Consider the following 15,122-nt stretch of genomic DNA (forward strand, 5'->3'; position numbering starts at 1 on the left):
CGCCGCCGGCGAGTCCGCATCGGACTGCGCTGATCGGGTAGCCGAGGCCGCGTTCGTAGTCGTTGGCGATCCAGACTTCCCTGACCGTGCCCCGGATCGCGTACGTGCCGCTGGTGGACGCGTAGATCACGCCGTTCTGGAAGTCCTGATAGCAGGCGCCGCCGGCGAGTCCGCACTGGGTTGCCCTGGTCGGGTAGCCGAGGCCGCGTTCGTAGTCGTTTGCGCTCCAGACCTGTCTAACGGTGCCCCGGATCGCATACGTGCCGCTACCGGATGAGTAGATCACGCCGTTCTGGTAGTCCTGGTAGCAGCCGTCGCCGACGAGGCCGCACCGGACGGGACTCGTCGCCCCGCCGATCTCGCCAGGAACGCCGGGTGACGCATAGACACCTGCGATCGCCTTCCGAGCAACCGACATGCGCGACAGCGTCTGCGTCGATCCGAACCAGTCGGTGAAGTAATTGTAGAAGTTCCGGTTGCCGTAAGCCGAGCAGGAGTCGCCCGTTCCGTAGCCGGCATTCAAGGCTGCTGCGTTGGGCTGGTACGGCGTGTAGTAGTAGAGGTTCGCCGTCGCCTGGTTGGCGATGAAGACAGGGGATGAGCCGCACGCCGAGTTGGGGTTGTAGAGCACGTTCCATGTCCTGCCGGGCGCGTACCAGGTGAAGTACAGGCTCGTTCCCGGCGGGTTTGCGTACCGCTTGAGCTGTCGCGCGGCTCCATACACCTGATTGAAGAAGCCGTTGTACGTCGTATCGCAGGCGGCCGTGTCAGGGCATCCCTGGCCCATGGCGATCGTATACCGCCACTCGCTCGGCCATACGTGCGTGACGAGACCCTGCTCCTTCTGCAGCGTCACGAGGAGGACCTGCGGGTTGATCCCACAGGCCTGAGCGACCTTGTAGATGATGGTGGAGGCGCGCTCGCGCGAGCCGCCGCTGTAGGGCCCGCACATGGGGTCGGCGGGCGTGCTTCGCGTCGAGTCGTATCGGTCTCGAAGGCACGTGTACCCGGACTGGCAGGCGGGCACCTTCTGCTCGAGGAACGCCTGGATCTCTGCCTCGCCCATCGACCACGTGTCGAAGAACACGCTGTCGCTGATGATGTTGCCCGCGCTGAATCCGGCGAGGTTGGCGGTGATGGCCGGGCCGAGGACGGTTGGCGCAGGGGAACTCGTCGCCGACGCCCCGGTTGGGACGCCGACGATCAGGAGGACGCTCGTCACGGCGGCGAGGATACGGACAGTCGTCGACGAGAGCGCCTGCTTGATGCGCATGAGCACCATTGTGACGGAAGTGAAGCCGACTGTCAGGACCCTCCTGGGTTTTCATGCCCGTCCATCGCGATCATCTGCGCTTTGCGACCATCCTCCCCACCGCGAGGGGACCAGGTCACGACGCCGGCGGATCGATGCGGAAGATCGTGTCCGTCACCGGTATGAGTCGTGTCCCGGCGGGCAGGAACGCCGTGGCGTCGGCCGAGACATCGCACGTCGCGAGATAGGGATAGTCGTTGATGTCGTTGACAGACCAGAACCACTGCCAGTCAGCGTCCGCGCGGAACATGACGCCCTTTCGGTCGGCGTAGTAGAAGATCTGCGGACCCCAGTCGCAGCCCACCGCGACGATCAAGTCGTCGGGCGACGTCTCCGCTTGAAGCGCCAGGGCCAGAGGAGGCAGCGGCTGCGACTTGAGGAACGTGCGAATGATGTCTCCCGCGGCTGGGGTCAGGTACACCGACACGAGGAGGACTGCGACGCCCCCGATCGTCAATGCAATGCGGCGAGCGGGGGCCGAACTGAGCAGGGACGCGATCGACGTGATCGCGTAGGCAGTGATGGCGACCAATGCTGCGACGACCGCCGAGAGGTAATAGGAGTGCACCCAATACAGGTTGAAGAACACGAACGGCCCCGCGAACGCGACCAACGCGAGTCCAGAGAGCGCGAGACGCTCTCGCAGGCTGCCCCGCAGGACGGCACCGATGATCGCGACCGCGATCACGATGGCGATGGGCCCGGTGATCGTCGTCGCGATCCGGTCGAAGATCGTGGCCCACTTGCCGGGGTCGAGCCGGTCCTGCAGAGTGCCGAAGTTCCACTCCCGCAGCGCGGTGCTCGTGACAAAGGGCGTGAGCGGCTGTGCCTCCTTCACAGCATCCGCGTGCTTCGTCCAGAGGGCCGCCGCGACGAGACCCGGAACGATGCCGGCGACGCCGATGGCGCCCCGCATGAGGCCGCGGCGAGTGCCGAGTTCGCGAAGGGCGAGGATGCCGGGAACGATCAGGAACAGACACCACAGGGGTGCGGTCGTCGACTTGACGAGGAAGGCGCCGACGCCCGCCAGCCCCCCCACGACGAGCCAGGGAATGCTCCCCCTTCGCAACCAGTCGTCGACGCCCAGCACCATCAGCAGGGCGAGGGCCACCGCGAAGAACTCCATGAGATGCGCTGCGCCCCACTGCACAGTGAACGGGACGAACTGGAACAGCACTGTCGCCACGATCGCCGTGGGCGTCCCGAAGTACCTCTTGATCAGTATCGCGAGGAGCACCGCAGACACCTGGAAGAAGATCAGAGACAGGATGCGTCCCGCTTCGTCGAGCCCGACGCCTGCGTTGTGCACCAGTGCGACAAGAGCCTGAAAGAGAGGCATCTCCATGGGGACGTCGGAGTGCGGACCGAAGACGGGCAGGGGCGAGGTGAGGAGGTCGATCCCGTTGCGGGCGAACTCGCGCGCCGTCATCGCGGTCTGCGTCTGGCGGAAGGAGTACGCCTCATTGAGCGAGTTGTTCAGCTGGGGAATCCGCAGGATGGTGCCGATCGCGATGAAGGCGCCGATCAGCGGCCACGGCGTGGATCGAGTCCACTCCAGCGCACGCCGCACGGGCGTCTCGGCACGCGATCGGCCCTGTGGGGTGGTCCGGACATCGTCCGTCATCGCTGTTGCTCCTCGTCGCGTTCCAGCCCGAACGCGTCGAGCGTGCTGTTTGGCCCGGCTGAGTCTACCCGTCGTCGCGCGCACCGCCCGGACGGCGGCGCCCGACCCACGGGGTATGATCGACAGGTTGTCAAGACCTGGAAGAGTGGTGATCGGGTGTCATTCGCGAACGACGTCGTGGTAGTCGGCGGGGGAGGGCATGTCGGGCTTCCGCTGGCCATCGCCCTCGCGAGCCGCGGCAAGCGGACGGTCGTGTACGACGTGGCCGAGAGCGCTGTGGCGCGGATCCGACAGGCGCAGATGCCCTTCATCGAGCCTGGTGCGGATGAGATCCTCGAGCGCGTGGTCGCCGCAGGCATGCTCACTGCGACGACCGATCCCGCGTCCGTCGCCACTGCCGAGAACGTCATCGTCGTGATCGGCACGCCGGTGGACGAGCATCTGAACCCCGACCCGAACGCCATTCCGCGTGCACTCGCCACTTGTGCACCGTATTTCCGCGACGGCCAGCTGCTGGCGCTTCGCAGCACCATCTATCCCGGAGTGACCGCGCTCGTGCGCGACATGGTCGACGGCATGGGGCTCGCGATGGACGTCGCCTTCTGCCCGGAGCGCATTGCAGAGCACAAGGCGATGACCGAGCTCTTCGAGCTCCCGCAGATCGTCTCGGGCTACACCCCGGAGGCCATCGCCCGTGCCGGCGCCCTCTTCGGAGCACTCACAGACTCGATCGTCGAGTTGACGCCGGAAGAGGCGGAGCTTGCCAAGCTCTTCACCAACACATGGCGCTACATCAAGTTCGCCGCCGTGAACCAGTTCTACATGATGGCGAACTCCAAGGGCGTCGACTTCGAGCGCGTGCGCGCGGGCCTGACGCAGGACTACCCGCGCGCGAGCGACATGCCCGGCGCGGGCTTCGCAGCCGGCCCTTGCCTCTTCAAGGACACGATGCAGCTGGCGGCCTTCAGCGACAACACGTTCCAGCTCGGCCACTCGGCGATGCTCGTGAACGAGGGACTGCCGCTGTACATCGCGAGTCAGCTCGACGAGTCGCACGACCTCTCGAACAAGACGGTCGGCATCCTCGGCATGGCGTTCAAGGCGGGGTCGGACGACATCCGCTCGAGCCTGTCCTACAAGCTCCAGCGCGTTCTTCGCTTCAAGGCGAAGGAAGTGCTTGCCACCGACCCGCACGTGCCTGCGACGATCGATTCGTCCCTCCTGCCTCTCGACGAGGTCCTCGAGCGCGCGGACATCCTGATCGTCGCCACGCCTCACCGGGAGTACCGCGACATCGAGACCGACAAGCCGGTTGCCGACGTGTGGAATCTCCTCGGCAACGGAGTGCTGATTTGACCGGGGACGGTCCGCGCGTCTCGATCGTCGTCCCGGCATACAACGAAGGCGACGCGATCGCCCCGTTCCTCGAGCGGGTGACCAAGACCGTCACGATCCCCTTCGAGCTGCTCGTCGTGGTCGACACGGCCGATGACACGACCCTTCCCGTGGTCGCGGACGTGACGGCGTCGGATCCCCGCATCCGCGGCGTCATCAACACCCATGGCCGCGGGCCCGCCCAGGCGATACGGTACGGATTCGACGTTGCGGCCGCGCCGACCGTCGTCGTCACGATGGCTGATGGCAGCGATGACCCGCGGCAGATCGATTCGCTCACCGAGCTCGTCGAACGCGGCGTCGTCGTCGCCGCCGGCAGTCGCTACATGGCAGGCGGTCAGCAGATCGGCGGCCCCCGGTTCAAACGGCTTCTCTCTCGGTTGGCGGGCAAGTCGCTCCACCTGTTCGCCAGCATCGGCACGCGTGACGCAACCAACTCGTTCAAGGCGTACAACGCGGACTTCGTTCGCGCCGTGACGATCCAGTCGCGAGACGGCTTCGAGATCGGCCTCGAATTGACGGCCAAAGCACGTCGAGCACGACAGCCCGTCGCAGAGTTGCCGACCATCTGGCTCGATCGCACGGACGGTCAGTCGAACTTCCAGCTGCGGAAGTGGATCCCGAAGTATCTCCGCTGGTACTTCTTCGCTTTCGGGCGCCCCCTGCCCATCAACGAGATCAAAGAAGCCGCTGAGTCCGGCTCGAAGGGAAACAGCTAATGGAGAAGGTCCTCATCACCGGTTCCGCCGGGTTCATCGGCGGATATGTCGTCGAGGAACTGCTTCGCCAGGGCTTCAAGGTCGTGGGCGTCGACAACTATTCGAAGTACGGTCCCGTGAAGAAGTCGTATGACGACCACCCGAACTACGAGCTGGTCGTCGGCGATGTCCTCGACACCGCTCTCATGACCGAGCTGCTCATGGACTGCGACCACTTCATCGCGGGCGCTGCGCTCATCGGTGGAATCTCCTACTTCCACACCTATCAGTACGACCTCATCGCCGCGAACGAGCGCATCATCGCCTCGTCGTGCGACGCGGCGATCGCCGTGAAGAAGGCGGGCGGACGCCTGAAGAAGGTCACGTACATGTCGTCGTCGATGGTCTTCGAGTCGACCGACCGGTGGCCGTCGAAGGAGGGCGACGAACTGCTGGTTCCGCCGCCGCTCTCGTCCTACGGCTTCCAGAAGCTCGCCGTCGAGTACTTCGCTCGCGCGGCGAAGGGCCAGTACGACATCGACTTCACGATCCTGCGTCCCTTCAACTGCGTCGGCATCGGCGAGTCGCGCGCTCTCGGTGACGTCGAGATCCACTCGGGCAACGTGCAGCTCGCGATGAGCCACGTCGTCCCCGACCTCGTCCAGAAGGTGCTCAAGGGTCAGGACCCGCTGCACATCCTTGGCGAGGGCAACCAGGTCCGCCACTACACGTACGGCGGCGACCTCGCGCGCGGCATCGTCCTGACCCTCAACCACCCGGCCGCGCTCAACACGGACTTCAACCTCTCCACCCCCGCGGGTCACACGGTCGTCGAGCTGGCCGAGATCATCTGGCGCAAGGTCAAGGGCGCAGATGTGCCGCTCAACCTCGTGCACGACCCCGCGTTCGAGTTCGACGTGCAGAAGCGCGTCCCGGATGTGACGAAGGCCAAAGAGGTGCTCGGCTTCGAGGCGACCACGACGCTCGAGGACATGCTCGACGAGGTCATCCCCTGGATCGAGAACGCGATCGCCGAAGGCACGATCTAGCACGATCGGCGGCGCCGCGCAGCAGCCCGGCGCCGCCGATTGCAAGGATCGACGCGAGAGAGAGCCGGAAGCCATGCGCATGCCCGACACGTCCCACATGAGGGACTTCCTGATCCGCAATCTGCGGCGGGGCGGGATCTTCCTCGCGATCGGAGGCCTCGGCTTCGTCGTCGACGCGGTCGTCTACAACCTCCTGGTCTTCTCTGGCGGAATCGGTCCGCTCCACCAGTACCCGCTGATCGCGAAGACGATCGCGGTCCTGGCCGGACTCGTCGTGACCTATGTCGGCAACAAGCTGCTGACCTACCGTGATCGCAAAGATCCGGTGAGCTGGTCGCAAGTGCTGCGATACTCCGCGGTGAACGTCCTTGCGATCCTCGTGCAGCTGGGAGCCCTCGGGTTCTCACGGTACGTTCTGGGGCTCGACACCGTTCTGGCTGACAACATCGCCGGGACGATCATCGGCCAAGCGCTCGCGACGGGGCTCCGCTACGTGCTCTACACGCTCTGGGTGTTCCCGCACTCGCCGTCAGTCGATCCCGTCACCTACTTCGAGGACCATCGCGCACAGGACGAGCACACTCACGAAGGTCCTGCTCTCTGACGCGAGGGGCGCACGCGGTTCGGCGAGAATATGCCCCGCGTCATCGATGGGATACGGATCTCGCGGCCGGTCACAACGGAGGGCGTAGCCGTGGCGTGAAGCCGGTCTCCGTGATCTTCGTGAGATCGAGCACGCTGTTGCGCGGTCGCGGCGCCACTGGCACGGTCGACGCATGGAAGTAGTCCTCCGTGCTCACCGCCGTGACTCGCTCAGGATCGTGACCCGACAGATCGAAGACCCGCCGCGCGATGTCCGCCCACGAGGTGGGCGGGCCGCCGCCCGTCAGATTGTAGATGCCGTGCTCGGCCTGGCTCGCGAGCAGGTGGCGGATGCCGCTCGCGACATCCGCCGCGAACGTCAGGCGTCCGATCTGGTCGTCGACGACCTTCGGATCGACGCCGCGCTCTGCGAGCGAGGCCATCGTCTGGACGAAGTTGCGCCCATCGCCGATGACCCACGAGGTGCGCACAATGTAGTGCTTCGGCAGGCTTGCGACGACCGCGTCGCCGGCCGCCTTCGTCTGCCCGTACACACCGAGAGGTGAAAGCGCGTCATCCTCGCGGTAAGGCCGATCGAGCGTGCCGTCGAAGACGTAGTCGCTCGACACGTGCACGAGCGTGATGCCGTTCGCGCCCGCGATCGCTGCGAGGGCCGCGACGCCTGTGACATTGCCCGCCCAGGCCTCCCGGCGCCCTTCGGGCGTCTCGGCGAGGTCGACCGCAGTGAAGGCCGCGGCGTTGATGATCGTGCCATAGTCGCGCCAGCGCCGCGCTGTCGCGAGATCCGGCGACACGAGGTCGAGATCGGCGCGGGTCGCGTACTCGACGTGCCGCGCGTCTCCGAACTCGGCGCGCAGTGCGCGGCCGAGCTGCCCGTTGGCGCCCGTCACGAGGATCTTTCGAGGCGGCATCGGCGTGACGTCGGCGAACCGAGGGTGAGCGAGATCCTTGGCGGACACCTCGGCGCGGTCGAGGGGAATCGGCCACGGGACGGCGGCAGTGTCATCGGCAAGGTTCAGGAAGGTGTAGGTCGCGTCCGGCGACCAGTGGTCGTTGACCAAGTAGGTGTACGAGGTGTCGGGTTCGAGGGTCTGGTATGAGTTACCGACCCCTCGAGGGACGAAGATCGCGCGCGAGGGATCGAGTTCGGTGCTGAACACGGTGCCGAACGTCGGTCCCTCGCGGAGATCGACCCACGCGGCGAACACGCGGCCCGACGCGATCGAGACCCATTTGTCCCATGGCTCGGCGTGGATGCCTCGAGTCGTGCCGACGGCATCGTTGAACGAGATGTTGTTCTGTACGGGGCCGAAGTCGGGGAGGCCGGCCGCGACCATCTTCTCGCGTTGCCAGTTCTCCTTGAACCAGCCGCGACTGTCGCCGTGGACGGGCAGATCCCACACGACGAGCCCGGGGATCGGTGTCTCGGTCGCGCCGAGCGCCTTACCGAACTCCGTCATCACTGGCCCTTCGACGCGTAGAACGCCTCCGTCGCGTCTTTCGCCGGGGCCCACCACGACTCGTTCTCGCGGTACCAGTCGATCGTCGCGGCGAGTCCCGCTTCGAAGTCCTGGTAGGTCGGCTGCCAGCCGAGCTCGGCGCGAAGCTTCGTCGAGTCGATGGCGTAGCGCAGGTCGTGCCCCGCGCGATCGGTCACGTGATCGTAGGCATCCTTCGGCTGTCCCATCGCCTGGAGGATCAGCTCGACGACGTCCTTGTTGTTCTTCTCGCCGTCGGCGCCGATGAGGTACGTCTCGCCGATCTCGCCCTTGTCGAGGATCGTCAGCACGGCAGACGAGTGGTCGTCGGCGTGGATCCAGTCGCGCACGTTCTCGCCCGCGCCGTACAGCTTGGGGCGAATGCCGCGAATCACGTTCGTGATCTGCCGAGGGATGAACTTCTCGACGTGCTGGTACGGGCCGTAGTTGTTCGAGCAGTTCGAGATCGTCGCCTGCACGCCGAAGGAGCGCACCCATGCACGGACGAGAAGGTCGGAGCCTGCCTTCGTCGAGGAGTACGGGCTCGACGGGTTGTAGGGCGTCGATTCGGTGAAGCGCTGAGGGTCGTCGAGCTCGAGGTCGCCGTACACCTCGTCGGTCGAGATGTGGTGGAAGCGTCGGCCGTGCTTGCGCGCTGCCTCGAGCAGCGTGTAGGTGCCGATGATGTTCGTGTCGAGGAACGGGCGCGGGTTGTCGAGCGAGTTGTCGTTGTGCGACTCGGCTGCGTAGTGGACGACGGCATCCGCATCCGCGAACAGGCCGTCGACGAGCGTCGCGTCGGCGATGTCGCCCTGGACGAACGCGAAGCGGTCCTCCGGCAGCCCGTCGAGCGACGCGCGATTGCCCGCATACGTGAGCTTGTCGAGAACCGTGACGTGGTGGTCGGTGTGGGCGATCACATGGTGGACGAAGTTGGAGCCGATGAAGCCGGCGCCTCCGGTCACGAGGAGCCGTGCCATCAGTGTCCCCTCTCCAGGACTTCGAGCAGGTACTTTCCGTATCCTGACTTGACGAGCTTCTCGGCCCGCGCGCGCAGCTCGTCGTCCGACAGGAATCCTTGACGCCACGAGACCTCTTCGGGCACGCCGATCGACAGGCCGGTGCGGCGCTGCATCGTGCGGACGTAGTCCGCGGCATCCGTCATCTGGTCGAACGTCCCTGTGTCGAGCCAGGCGGTGCCGCGGGGGAGCACCTCGACCTGCAGCTTGCTGCGCTCGAGGTAGGCACGGTTGACGTCGGTGATCTCGTACTCGCCGCGAGGGCTCGGTGCGAGGCTGCGGGCGATCTCGACGACATCGTTGTCGTAGAAGTACAGGCCGGGGACCGCGTAGTTGCTCTTGGGCTCGACGGGCTTCTCCTCGAGCGAGACGGCGCGTCCCTCGGCGTCGAACTCGACGACGCCGTAGGCGGCGGGCTCGGCGACCCAGTACGCGAACACGGCACCGCCATCGACATCGGCGTAGCGCTTGAGCTGGGTTCCGAGACGCGGGCCGTACAGCAGGTTGTCGCCGAGGACGAGGGCCACCTTGTCGTCGCCGATGAAGTCGGCTCCGATAGTGAAGGCCTGAGCGAGCCCGTCGGGAGACGGCTGCTTCGCGAAGCTCAGCGAGATGCCGAACTGCGAGCCGTCTCCCAGGAGCCGCTCGAAGAATGGAGCGTCGTGCGGAGTCGTGATGACGAGGATGTCGCTGATCCCGGCGAGTATGAGCGTCGACAGCGGATAGTAGACCATCGGCTTGTCGTAGACGGGGATCAGCTGCTTCGAGACCCCGAGGGTGATGGGATGCAGTCGGGTGCCCGAGCCGCCCGCGAGGATGATGCCTTTCACATGACCATTCTGTCAGGCTCCGGCGCACGATCCCTCCGCGGGACCTGAGGGGCGCCTCAGCACGTGAACGGATCCCGTGGGAGCGTTGGGTAGCCTCTTAGCGTGAGTATCAGCAGGTCAACGTCCGACACGGCGTCCTCAGAGTCCCCGGCGTCGGCTGGCCCGAGGATCTCCGCACATCCCGTGTTCTGGTACCTGTGCAGCATCGCGGCCGTTCTGGTCGTGTGCGCGATGCGTATCGTCCGCGAGCCGCGGTTCTTCTTCTGGGACGACACGCAGCTGGGTGCCTTCGGTCAGTGGTATGGTCTCGGGTCCAGGCTCCTGGCGGGCGAGATCCCGCTGCTGTCTCCGGGCCACTGGCAGGGCGGCAACTACCTTGCGGAAGGCCAGTGGGGCATCTGGAATCCGGTCACCTGGATCGTCGCGATCGGGACGCATCTCATCGACGGGGCGACGGTCTACACGACTCTCGTCAAGATCGCCTTCCTCGTCGCCCTCGCGACGGGCGCGTTCCTGCTCGCGCGTGAGTACGGTGCCTCGCCCTGGTGGGCGGCGGTGGCGGGGTTCACGGCGACGATGGGCGGACAGACCATCTTCATGGACGCGCCGTCCTGGGTGACCGGGCTCCAGAACGTCGCCCTGTTCGCTTTGTGCTGGTGGGCGCTCAAGCGCCACGTCAGCCGAGGAGCGAGTCCCTTCCCGTTCTTCGTGTTCGCCTATCTGCTCGTCACCTTCGGGTACGTCTTCGGCGTGATCGAACTCGCGGTGCTGCTTCTCCTCTTCCTGGTCGCGTCGCGTTGGGAGGGCGCCTGGGTCTCCGCGCGCAGAGTGCTGGTGCTGGGTGCGTTCTCCGGGCTGCTCACGGTGTTCGTGTACCTGCCGGGTCTGCTGACCTCTCCTGTGACCACGAGGTCGGGATCTCAGATCCTCAACGACCAGTTCCTCAACATGGATCTGGGCGACCTCGCGACTTCGTCGATCACGACGGCCACGAGCTCGGTGCACGGATACTGGGGTGACCTGGTACCTGTGCCGCTGCAGTACGTCACGTGGCTCCTCCCGCTCTTCGTACTCGTTCTGCCCGCGACTGCCCGAGTCCTGCGGAGCCTCGTGATCCCCGCGGGCATCCTCGTGGTCACCCTCGCCTTCGTGCTCGGTCCCAGCGTCCTCGGTCCGATCCGATATCCCGCGCGAATGATGCCGTACGCCGTGCTCTGCGTCGCGATCATCTTCGCGGTGCTCGCGTCCCGTCGACGCGATGTTCATCGGCCGAGCAGGGCCAGGGTCCAGTGGGCCATGGGCCTCACCGCTCTCGCGGGATGGCTGGCTTGGGCCGCGCAGCCGTCCTCGTGGGCGTGGGTGCTGCTGGCAACTGCTCTCCAGATCGCGATCATCGCCGCCCTGTTCCTGCCGTGGCGGGGGAGAGTCCTCGTCGCCGCCTCGCCCCAGCGCGTCGCCGCGTCGATCCTGATCGGGTCTCTCGTCGTGCTCGCCCCGCAAGTCGCTCGATACGCGTCGAGCCCGCTGGGGAACTTCAATGTGCCGTCGTCGGTGTCAGCGATGCAAGCCGTTGGCGACGACATCGCGGAGGGGGTCATGGCCGTCGGCGATGTCTACAGCCTGCAGGCCCACCCCGAGTCGTATCGAGAGTCGCTGATCGCGAATCTGTGGTATTTGACGGGCGAGGATGCCGCGAGCGTCTATACGGTTCTACCGTTCACTGCGTTCGCAGAAGACCTCTGCATCGACCTCCGCGGGTACACGTGCCCCGATGCGCTCGACGTCCTGTTCCGAGATCGAGAGCATCCGCTCGTCGACGACATGGCGCTCAACTCCGTCGTCGTGATCAAGGGGAACGGGCTGGAGACTCGTCCCGATGCTCCGAGAGGTTGGACGGTCGAGGATCGCGAGTTCACGTGGGTGCTCCATCGGGACGTACCTGTCGAGACCGCGGGTGACGTCGCTCGGGCGTCTGAGGGACTGCTCGTCGAGACGATAGATCGCACGGACACGAGCGTCACCGTGAGCATCGACAGTGTCCCGCCCGAGGGTGGAGACATCGTGTTCAGCCGCCTCGCGTGGCCCGGATATACGACGAACGCGGGCTCGATCGCGGACCCTGAGAGGGGCTATCTGCTCACGGTGCACGTCGACGCCGCAGACGAGGGCGAGACCCTCACGATCCAGTTCCGTCCTCCGGGCTGGGCGGTCGAGGTCGCTTCGGCGATCGCGGCTGGGCTCATCGGGATCGGCTGGAGCCTCTCGTGGGTAGCGGGGCGCCGCCGGGCAGCTCAGCGGGGCAGCATGTGGGAGGCGAGCACCGCGCGGTAGATGGCGCCTAGCCCCTCCGGCAGAGTCGTGGCGACGAGGCCGTCCAGATCGGGCCACACCTCCGATCGAACGCGCAGGTCTATCGCCTGGCCTGCGGCGCTGCCCTGGCCGAGCACGATCGGGACGGGCTTGCGGCGCAGTCGCGAGATCTCTCCGACGATCGCGCCGATCGACAGCGCGTTCATGGCGCCGACGATCTTGAGCACGGTCGTGCCGGGCGCCTCGCCCGCGACGCGCGTGATAGCGGCGTCGATGACGCGAGCGCAGTCCGTCGCGTAGATGTAGTCGCGAAGCGTGTCGAGCGACACGAAGATCGATGTTGGCTTCCCTGTCACATAGCTCTCGATGATGACCGAGATCAGTCCCTGCCCCTTGCCCAGGTTCTGTCCAGGGCCATAAATGTTGGTCACCCTCGCGATCAGTCCGCGCCATCCGGCAGACGCGACCGCCTCGCGCAGGCTCCCTTCCATGCGGAGCTTGACCTCGCCGTACGCCGAGAGGGGCCTCGGCGGCGTCGACTCCGTGAAGGGAGGATGCGAGCTCCCCGCATATGCGCCGCCCACGCTCGAGGAAAGGAACATCCGTCCCTGACTCGAATTGGCGGCCATCGCCACGCGCGCCTCGTCGAGGAAGGCCTCGTAGACGTCCGCCTCGAGCTCCATCACCGACATCGGCGTCGACGTCACCCCTCGGCCCGCGCTCCAATAGATCTCCCAGGCGCCGTCGCCGACCAGATCGCCGAATCGCTTCAGGCCGGCCCGCAGATCTCTGACTGTGGCATCGGGCGAGCTCCAGTCGATCGGAGCATGGAACGGGACATCACGGCGGACGTTGACGATCTCAGCGCCGAGAAGGCCCCGCCCGATGACCCATCTAGTGGCGGGAGTCGTCATGCCGGTTGCCCAGGGGCCCGTTCTGCGGATCGCGCACGATGAGATACGCGGGTTTCCCCAAGGCCATGTTCACGGCGACGCCGAGGTATTCGGCGATGATACCGAGCGCCACCAGGATCGCGCCCGTGCCGAGGGCCGTGAGCACCATCTGGGATGTCCAGCCTTCGGGGATGTCGCCACCGGCGAGCCTCGCGACGACCAGGTAGAGGGCGAAGGCGATGCCGCCGATCGCGAAGAGCGCTCCGAGTGCCGTGACGACTCGCAGGCCTCGAGTCCCCGAGGTCAGGATCATCCGCCAGAAGTGGCCCATCAGCCTGCGGTAGGAGTAGCCCGAGCGGCGGTCGCCCTCCTCGCGCAGCTCGACGGGCGAGGTCACGATACGCGCGGCGACCCAGGACAGAGCGACATCGAGGTAGACACCGGTCCCGGAGTATGCAGCGACGCTGCGGCCGACCTCGCCGAGGATCAGGCGGTAGCTGTTGAAGTGCGACGCCTTGCCTCCGCCGAACACTGTCTCGAGGAGCCGCTTCGAAACGCGCGAGGCGGCGTTGCGAAGATAGCCGTGCGGCGGCTCGTTGGTGGGCTCGGCGTAGACGACGTCCGCCTCGGCGCGCATCGCCGTGTCGAGGAGCGTTGCGACCGCACGCGGGTCGTGCTGGCCGTCCTCGTCCATCGTGACGACCCAGTCGCCCCCCGAGGAAGCGATCCCAGCGAGCGTCGCAGCGTGCTGGCCGAAGTTGCGGCTCAGCCACACGGGCTTGACGTAGGCGCGCTCGGCGGCGAGAGCGCGGATGACCGCAGCGGATCGGTCCGGGCCGTGATCGAACGCGAGGATCACCTCGTGGACGGCTGCACGATAGCCGTCGGCGGTGACGAATCCGCCGATGAGCGGCTCGATCTCGTCGAGTACGTCGGCCAGCGTGCGCTCGCCCTGGTACACCGGGATGACGACGGAGATTCTGTGTGTGTACGCGTCGGGGACACTCGGGTCGGGGGTCATCGCATTCTCCGTTTGAGTATCTGGTAGCTGAATCGACGAGCGCGTGCCATCAGGGTTGCGCGAACGTCTCCCACGAGGACGTCCATAGCTGAGACCACCGACGGATGAGCCCTGCGCAGCCACCGGTGGAAGGCTCTGGCCTGTGCGGACTGGTCTTTCGTCAGCGCGACGCTCCACTGCGAGGAGCTCATCCGGAACGTCGCGCCGATCTCCGGATCCGGAACGAAGTCGCCCGTCAGCAGCACACGGCTGTAGGTCGCCTGATCGATGAGGTAGGGGAAGTCGCCGAACCAGCCGCCCGTCTCACGAAGCGCGTCGGCCCGCAGCATGACGGAGGCCGGTTCGCCGAACAGATTGGATCCGGCGCGCACCGCTCGGCGCACGGCCTCCGCGCCTGTCGTCCGACGTTCCAGGCCGCGCAGCCCCCAGCCCTTCATGAGGATCTTGCCGTCGGCGTCGACGATGTCGCGCCGGCACGCGGTCGCCGCGGCCCCGGAGGACTCGAGGAGCCCGACCTGGCGGGTCAGGATGCCCGGGCGCAGCACGTCGTCGCCGCACACGAGCTTCACGTATCGGCCGCTCGCGGCTGCGGTCACACGGTTCCAGTTGCGAGCGGCGCCCCCACCCGCCGCTGTGTCGAGGAGCTGCACGCGCGGATCGGAGGCGAAGATCTCGATCACACCGAGGGTGCCATCGGTCGACGCGTGATCGGCGACGATGAGCTCGAAGTCGACGCCCTCCTGCGAGAGTACCGATCGAAGCGTCTCGGCAATCGTACGTTCGTTGTTATAGGCGGGCACAACGACGCTCACGATGGGCGAAGACAAGATCTCGATACTCCTCAGGATCGGCGCGAGGACGCGCAACGACTGCTCGAAGGACTTCTGGCC

The 15,122-nt window shown here is 66.2% G+C and carries 13 protein-coding genes; 5 read left to right on the forward strand and 8 right to left on the reverse strand.

The genetic code is table 11. The features are described 5' to 3' along the window. Together FHS08_RS10975 and FHS08_RS10980 are read right to left on the reverse strand one after the other, a co-directional pair. A partial coding sequence (locus FHS08_RS10975) for an LGFP repeat-containing protein (RefSeq protein WP_424960798.1) occupies positions 1-1,273 on the reverse strand: 1,273 nt, incomplete at its 3' end. A gap of 115 nt (positions 1,274-1,388) precedes the next feature. Next, positions 1,389-2,936, reverse strand: a complete 1,548-nt coding sequence (locus FHS08_RS10980) for a glycosyltransferase family 39 protein (RefSeq protein WP_167038896.1) — start codon at positions 2,934-2,936, stop codon at positions 1,389-1,391. 156 nt (positions 2,937-3,092) lie between these two features. Between FHS08_RS10980 and FHS08_RS10985 the strand changes: the two genes are divergently transcribed. From FHS08_RS10985 to FHS08_RS11000, 4 genes are all read left to right on the forward strand, one after another. Beyond that, positions 3,093-4,292, forward strand: a complete 1,200-nt coding sequence (locus FHS08_RS10985) for a nucleotide sugar dehydrogenase (protein WP_167038898.1) — start codon at positions 3,093-3,095, stop codon at positions 4,290-4,292. Next, the gene (locus FHS08_RS10990; RefSeq protein ID WP_167038900.1) at positions 4,289-5,050 is read left to right on the forward strand and encodes a glycosyltransferase family 2 protein; all 762 of its coding nucleotides are present in this window, start codon (positions 4,289-4,291) and stop codon (positions 5,048-5,050) included. The genes FHS08_RS10985 and FHS08_RS10990 overlap by 4 nt, the downstream gene beginning before the upstream one ends. After that, a complete protein-coding gene (locus FHS08_RS10995) occupies positions 5,050-6,078 on the forward strand; it encodes an NAD-dependent epimerase/dehydratase family protein (protein ID WP_167038902.1) in 1,029 nt (342 codons plus the stop codon). Before FHS08_RS10990 ends, FHS08_RS10995 begins: the two co-directional genes overlap by 1 nt. Positions 6,079-6,175: 97 nt before the next feature. After that, complete coding sequence (locus FHS08_RS11000; protein ID WP_167038904.1) at positions 6,176-6,682, forward strand: GtrA family protein; 507 nt, start codon at positions 6,176-6,178, stop codon at positions 6,680-6,682. A 70-nt stretch (positions 6,683-6,752) separates the two neighbouring features. Here the strand turns inward: FHS08_RS11000 and FHS08_RS11005 are convergent, their stop codons facing one another. From FHS08_RS11005 to rfbA, 3 genes are read right to left on the reverse strand one after another with little or no spacing between them, the layout of a single operon-like run. Beyond that, the gene (locus tag FHS08_RS11005) at positions 6,753-8,141 is read right to left on the reverse strand and encodes a sugar nucleotide-binding protein (protein WP_167038906.1); all 1,389 of its coding nucleotides are present in this window, start codon (positions 8,139-8,141) and stop codon (positions 6,753-6,755) included. Further along, positions 8,141-9,139, reverse strand: a complete 999-nt coding sequence (gene rfbB / locus FHS08_RS11010) for a dTDP-glucose 4,6-dehydratase (RefSeq protein WP_167038908.1) — start codon at positions 9,137-9,139, stop codon at positions 8,141-8,143. Before rfbB ends, FHS08_RS11005 begins: the two co-directional genes overlap by 1 nt. Beyond that, positions 9,139-10,008, reverse strand: coding sequence for a glucose-1-phosphate thymidylyltransferase RfbA (rfbA, locus tag FHS08_RS11015; protein ID WP_167038910.1), 870 nt, complete (start codon positions 10,006-10,008; stop codon positions 9,139-9,141). The genes rfbB and rfbA overlap by 1 nt, the downstream gene beginning before the upstream one ends. Positions 10,009-10,191: 183 nt before the next feature. On the opposite strand from rfbA, the gene FHS08_RS11020 reads away from it, so the two are divergent. Continuing rightward, positions 10,192-12,339: a hypothetical protein gene (locus FHS08_RS11020; RefSeq protein WP_167038912.1), complete on the forward strand. Its 2,148-nt coding sequence runs from the start codon at positions 10,192-10,194 to the stop codon at positions 12,337-12,339. Here the strand turns inward: FHS08_RS11020 and FHS08_RS11025 are convergent. The 3 genes from FHS08_RS11025 to FHS08_RS11035 are packed head-to-tail and all read right to left on the reverse strand — an operon-like array spanning position 12,300 to position 15,059. Continuing rightward, entirely contained in the window at positions 12,300-13,232 is a 933-nt protein-coding gene (locus FHS08_RS11025) for an NAD-dependent epimerase/dehydratase family protein (protein WP_167038914.1), read from the reverse strand. The genes FHS08_RS11020 and FHS08_RS11025 overlap by 40 nt on opposite strands. Next, on the reverse strand, positions 13,213-14,232 hold the full coding sequence (locus FHS08_RS11030; protein ID WP_170283196.1) for a glycosyltransferase: 1,020 nt from the start codon (positions 14,230-14,232) through the stop codon (positions 13,213-13,215). The genes FHS08_RS11025 and FHS08_RS11030 overlap by 20 nt, the downstream gene beginning before the upstream one ends. Next, on the reverse strand, positions 14,229-15,059 hold the full coding sequence (locus FHS08_RS11035) for a glycosyltransferase family 2 protein (RefSeq protein WP_167038916.1): 831 nt from the start codon (positions 15,057-15,059) through the stop codon (positions 14,229-14,231). Before FHS08_RS11035 ends, FHS08_RS11030 begins: the two co-directional genes overlap by 4 nt. Positions 15,060-15,122: the final 63 nt, after the last annotated feature.

This window comes from Microbacterium ulmi (assembly GCF_011759705.1).
GTDB classification, from domain to species: Bacteria; Actinomycetota; Actinomycetes; order Actinomycetales; family Microbacteriaceae; genus Microbacterium; species Microbacterium ulmi.

What these genes read in the sequence shown, in the direction of transcription:
- FHS08_RS10980 (WP_167038896.1), bottom strand. Translation starts at nt 2,936, where the DNA reads ATGACGGACGATGTCCGGACCACCCCACAGGGCCGATCGCGTGCCGAG.
- FHS08_RS10995 (WP_167038902.1), top strand. Translation starts at nt 5,050, where the DNA reads ATGGAGAAGGTCCTCATCACCGGTTCCGCCGGGTTCATCGGCGGATAT.
- FHS08_RS11000 (WP_167038904.1), top strand. Translation starts at nt 6,176, where the DNA reads ATGAGGGACTTCCTGATCCGCAATCTGCGGCGGGGCGGGATCTTCCTC.
- FHS08_RS11005 (WP_167038906.1), bottom strand. Translation starts at nt 8,141, where the DNA reads ATGACGGAGTTCGGTAAGGCGCTCGGCGCGACCGAGACACCGATCCCC.
- rfbB (WP_167038908.1), bottom strand. Translation starts at nt 9,139, where the DNA reads ATGGCACGGCTCCTCGTGACCGGAGGCGCCGGCTTCATCGGCTCCAAC.
- FHS08_RS11025 (WP_167038914.1), bottom strand. Translation starts at nt 13,232, where the DNA reads ATGACGACTCCCGCCACTAGATGGGTCATCGGGCGGGGCCTTCTCGGC.
- FHS08_RS11030 (WP_170283196.1), bottom strand. Translation starts at nt 14,232, where the DNA reads ATGACCCCCGACCCGAGTGTCCCCGACGCGTACACACACAGAATCTCC.